We start from the raw sequence: 4,747 nt of genomic DNA on the forward strand, positions 1-4,747 counted from the left end.
CCAAGCCGCCGGCCCCGGAGGACAAGCCCTTCGCTGCCTTCATCCCCGAGCTGTTCCTGCCCGCCCTGTCCCGGGAGATCGAGACCTACGGGGGAGCCGATCCGGACCTCCACTTCGAGGAGGGCGCCATGCCGGTCGTGGGCACCCCCTGCTGGATGGTGAGGGGGCAGCTGCCCGGGGATCGGCGCTTCTGGCTCTGCTTTCTGAGCGACGACATCAATGCCCCCAAGATCGTTGCCCTGGCGGAAGCGGGCAGTCAGCCGAGCCTGCTGGAATCGTTCCTGATCGATGAGAAGAAGATCACCCTCGCGCTGCTCGTGTCGCGGCTGGTGCAGCGGCTCAACGCTCAGAAGTGGCTCGGGGCCAACTGAGCCCCAGCGACTGCGGCTGATGCCGTTACATCGCCGGCGCCGCTGCGGTGCCGGGCCTACGATGCTCGGATCGCCCCGCGCCTACTGCTCTGATGGTGCCTCCCGCCACCGTTGCCCCGCCTGAAGCCCTGAGCGGCACGCCGGAGGCCCCGGCGATCAAGGAGCCCGTGAAGGACACGATCCTGACGCCGCGCTTCTACACGACCGACTTCGAGGCCATGGCGGCGATGGACCTCCGCCCCAACGAGGTGGAGCTGGAGGCCATCTGCGAGGAGTTCCGCAAGGACTACAACCGCCACCACTTCGTGCGCAACGAGGAGTTCGAAGGCGCGGCCGACAAGCTCGATCCTGAGACCCGTCGGGTGTTCATCGAATTCCTGGAGCAGAGCTGCACCTCGGAGTTCTCCGGCTTCCTGCTCTACAAGGAGCTGAGCCGCCGCATCAAGGACAGGAACCCCCTCCTGGCCGAGTGCTTCGCCCACATGGCCCGTGACGAGGCACGCCATGCAGGCTTCCTCAACAAGGCGATGAGCGATTTCGGCCTGCAGCTCGACCTGGGCTTCCTCACCGCCAACAAGGCTTATACCTTCTTCAAACCTGCTTATATCTTCTACGCCACCTATCTGAGCGAGAAGATCGGCTACTGGCGCTACATCGCGATCTACCGCCACCTCGAGAAGCATCCGGAAAGCAAGATCTTCCCGATCTTCAACTTCTTCGAGAACTGGTGCCAGGACGAGAACCGCCATGGCGATTTCTTCGACGCCCTGATGAAGGCCCAGCCGAGCACCGTCACCGGTCTCCGGGCCCGCCTGTGGTGCCGGTTCTTCCTGCTGGCCGTGTTCGCCACGATGTACGTGCGCGACGTGGCCCGCAAGGAGTTCTACGAGGCCCTCGGTCTGGATGCCCGGGAATACGACAAGTACGTGATCGACAAGACCAACGAGACCTCCGCCCGGGTCTTCCCGGTGGTGCTCGACGTGCGCAACCCCCGCTTCTGGGAGCGCCTCGAGCGGCTGGTGGACAACAACGCCCAGCTCGCCGCGGCGGAGGCCAGTTCGGCCCCGGCACCCCTGAAGGCCCTTCGCAAGCTGCCTTTCTGGATCGCCAACGCCGCCGAGATGGCCAGGCTCTACCTGATGAGCCCCATCCCCAGCGACCGGTTCCAGCCGGCCGTGCGCTGACCCCATCCCGCCGGCCTTCCCGAGGCCCTGCAGCGACGCCCCGGCCCGATAGGTCGGGGCTTTTTGCTAGGACCACTGCTGATCGACTCTTCCGCCGATGGTCGCTTCACTCCAGCTGCCTGACCCGCCCCTGAGCCCCGGGCAGTTCGATCGGAGCTGGACAGGCCGGCTGGAGGAGCTGCTGGGACTCGGCCGTGCAGCGGGCGCCGATCTCGTGGAGGTCTTCCTGGAGCGCACCGATCATCTCGGCGTGCTCGCCGAGCAGGAGGCGATCACCAGCGTGAGCCCCGCCTTCGGCATGGGGGCAGGAATCCGGGTGTTCCGCGGCGAGCGCGACGGCTTCGTGAGCACCAACGACCTCAGCAGCGGTGGGCTGCGCAACGCCCTGGAGCAGGCCCTCGGCATGCTCGGTCTGGAGCTGCTGAGCCATGGCCGCAGCGGCTTCGAAGGACTGCCGGAGCTGCGCGATTTCGGCAGCGACAAGGTGGATTGGCTGAGCTCGAGCCCCGCACTGGCGGAGGCCACCGGCCGGCTGCTGGAGGGAACGGCCCTGCTGCAGCGCCACGGACACCACCTGCAGTCCCGGCGGGGCAGTTACGCCCGCGACTGGCAGGAGGTGCTCGTGGCCGCCAGCGATGGCACCTTCGCCCGCGACGTGCGGCTGCACCAGTCGCTGGGGCTCAACGTGCTGGCCGCCGATGGCGAGCACCGCTCCAGCGTGGGTCGGCGCTATGGCAGCTCGGGGCGGCCCGGGCACCTGCGGGAATGGGATGCCGAAGCCAGCGCCCTCGAGGTGTGCGACAGCGCCGGCACGATGCTGTATGCCGACTACGTGGAAGCCGGTCAGATGCCGGCCGTGCTGGCCAACCGCTTCGGCGGCGTGATCTTCCATGAAGCCTGCGGCCACCTGCTGGAAACCACCCAGGTGGAACGGGGCACCACTCCCTTCGCAGGCAGGGTGGGCGAGCCGATCGCCCATGAGGCTGTCACCGCGATCGACGAGGGTCTCACCGGCGGCGCCTTCGGTTCGCTCTCGATGGACGATGAGGGCATGGAACCCCAGCGCACGGTGCTGATCGAGAACGGCGTGCTGCAGCGCTTTCTCTCCGACCGGGCCGGCGAGTTGCGCACCGGTCACCCCCGTACCGGCAGCGGTCGACGTCAGAGCCACGGCTTCGCCGCCGCCAGTCGCATGCGCAACACCTTCATCGCCGCCGGGCCGCACAGCCCGGATGAGCTGATCGCCTCGGTCGATCGGGGCCTCTACTGCAAGTCGATGGGCGGCGGCAGCGTCGGACCCACCGGCCAGTTCAACTTCGCCGTGGAGGAGGCCTACCTGATCGAGAACGGGCGGCTCTCCAGGCCTGTCAAGGGTGCCACCCTGATCGGTGAGGCGAAGGAGGTGCTGCCCCGCATCTCGATGTGCGCCAACGACCTGGAACTGGCCGCCGGCTTCTGCGGCTCGGTGAGCGGCAGCATCTTCGTGACCGTGGGCCAGCCCCATATCAAGGTGGACGCGATCACCGTNGGGGGGCGCTGAGATGGACCGGAGCACGCAGCCCGCAAAGACCCGGCCGACAACTGCCACGCTCGATGCGGAGGCACTGCGCGGGCGGGTCGAACAGATGGCCCGGCGGAACGGGATCGGCCAGTGGGATCTGGGCGCCTCCTGCAGCACCGACACCTCGGTGCAGGTGGATCGGGGTGAGGCCAAGCAGATGAAGGGGGCGCAGCGCCAGGCCATCACCGTGCGGGTGTGGAATGCCGACGGACTGGTGGGCATCACCAGCACCTCCGACCTCAGTGACGGCGGCCTGGAGAAGGCCCTCACCGGTGCCCGCGACGCCAGCGCCTTCGGGAACCCCGACGACACACCGGCCTTCTCACCCCTGGCCACCGCCCCCCTGCCGGTGCTGGAGCAGCCACGCCACGAACCCCAGCCGATCCTGCAGCTGCTCAACACTCTCAAGGCTGCCGAACGGCAGCTGCTCGATCGCCATCCCGCCATCGGCACGGTGCCCTACAACGGCCTTGCCCAGCGGAGCAGTGAACGCCTCTACCTCAACAGCGACGGCGCCTGTCGGCATCAGGCCCTCACCACCGCCAGCCTCTATCTCTATGCACGGGCCGAGGAGGCGGGCCGCAAGCCGCGCAGCGCCGGGGCGGTGCGGCTGGCCTACGGCAGCGGCGAGCTGGATGTGGAGGGCTGCATCGATGAAGCGGCTGAACGCACGATCAGTCACCTCGATTACGGACCGATCGACACCGGCCGCTACACCTGCGTGTTCAGCCCCGAGGCGTTCCTCGATCTGATCGGCGCCTTCTCCAGTCTGTTCNACGCCCGCGCCGTCCTGGATGGCGTGAGCCTCAGCACCCGGGAGTCTCTGGGGCAGCCTCTGGCCGTGCCGTTCCTCTCCATCCACGACAACGGTCTCCATCCGGGCAACATCGGCGCCGCCGCCTTCGACGGCGAGGGCACCCCGACGCGCCGGCTGGCCCTGGTGGAGGCAGGCCTGCTGCGCAACTTCCTGCACTCGGAAGCCACCGCCCGTGCCTTCAACGTCGCGCCAACCGGGCACGCCGGCCTGGGTGCGAAGGTGTCGGTGGGACCCGACTGGTTCGAGGTGGGTCCCACCCCCGACAGCGACGGCGGCCAGCAGGGCCTGGATCGATTCAACGCCGATCAGCCGATCGTGTGGATCGACTCGCTCTCGGCTCTCCACGCCNGCGTGAAAGCCAGCCAGGGCAGCTTCTCCCTGCCCTTCGACGGCTGGCTGGTTCAGGGCGGCAGCTTGCGCTCGATCGAGGCGGCGACCGTGGCCGGTGACATCCGCCAGGTGCTGCAGCGGATCATCGGCTTCGAGGGAGCCGCGAAGGTCACCCCCGACGGGCTCTGCCCGCACGTGTGGGTGGAGGGTCTCTCGATCACCGGCGATGCCTGAGCCGATGGATCCGAGCCGGGCCGGATGAAGATCCTCTTCTGGGGCACCCCGGCCTATGCGGTGCCCAGCCTCGAGGGGCTGCTGCGTGCTGAACACGAGCTGGTGGGCGTGGTGAGCCAGCCGGACCGGCGCGCGGCCGCGGCAGCACCTGGTGCCGAGTGCGGTCAAGGCGCGGGCCCTTGAGCTGGGCATCCCGGTGTTCACCCGGAGCGGATCCGCCGTCAGCCCGAGATCCAGTCGCAGCTGGCGG

At 68.3% G+C, this 4,747-nt stretch carries 4 protein-coding genes and 1 pseudogene; all 5 read left to right on the top strand.

The genetic code is table 11. The features are described 5' to 3' along the window. Positions 1-371, top strand: a 371-nt coding sequence (locus SYNGFB01_RS09800) for a DUF2996 domain-containing protein (RefSeq protein WP_048017877.1), incomplete at its 5' end; no start/stop codon positions are given. 92 nt (positions 372-463) lie between these two features. Then, a complete protein-coding gene (gene acsF / locus SYNGFB01_RS09805; protein ID WP_048017878.1) occupies positions 464-1,555 on the top strand; it encodes a magnesium-protoporphyrin IX monomethyl ester (oxidative) cyclase in 1,092 nt (363 codons plus the stop codon). A 97-nt stretch (positions 1,556-1,652) separates the two neighbouring features. Next, positions 1,653-3,095, top strand: coding sequence for a TldD/PmbA family protein (locus SYNGFB01_RS09810; protein ID WP_082325976.1), 1,443 nt, complete (start codon positions 1,653-1,655; stop codon positions 3,093-3,095). A gap of 1 nt (position 3,096) precedes the next feature. Beyond that, positions 3,097-4,497: a TldD/PmbA family protein gene (locus SYNGFB01_RS09815; protein ID WP_048017879.1), complete on the top strand. Its 1,401-nt coding sequence runs from the start codon at positions 3,097-3,099 to the stop codon at positions 4,495-4,497. A 24-nt stretch (positions 4,498-4,521) separates the two neighbouring features. Next, positions 4,522-4,747 (top strand): annotated as a pseudogene (locus tag SYNGFB01_RS13345) (methionyl-tRNA formyltransferase); the annotation flags it as partial.

The sequence above is a fragment of the Synechococcus sp. GFB01 genome (genome assembly GCF_001039265.1).
Lineage (GTDB): Bacteria > Cyanobacteriota > Cyanobacteriia > PCC-6307 > Cyanobiaceae > NIES-981.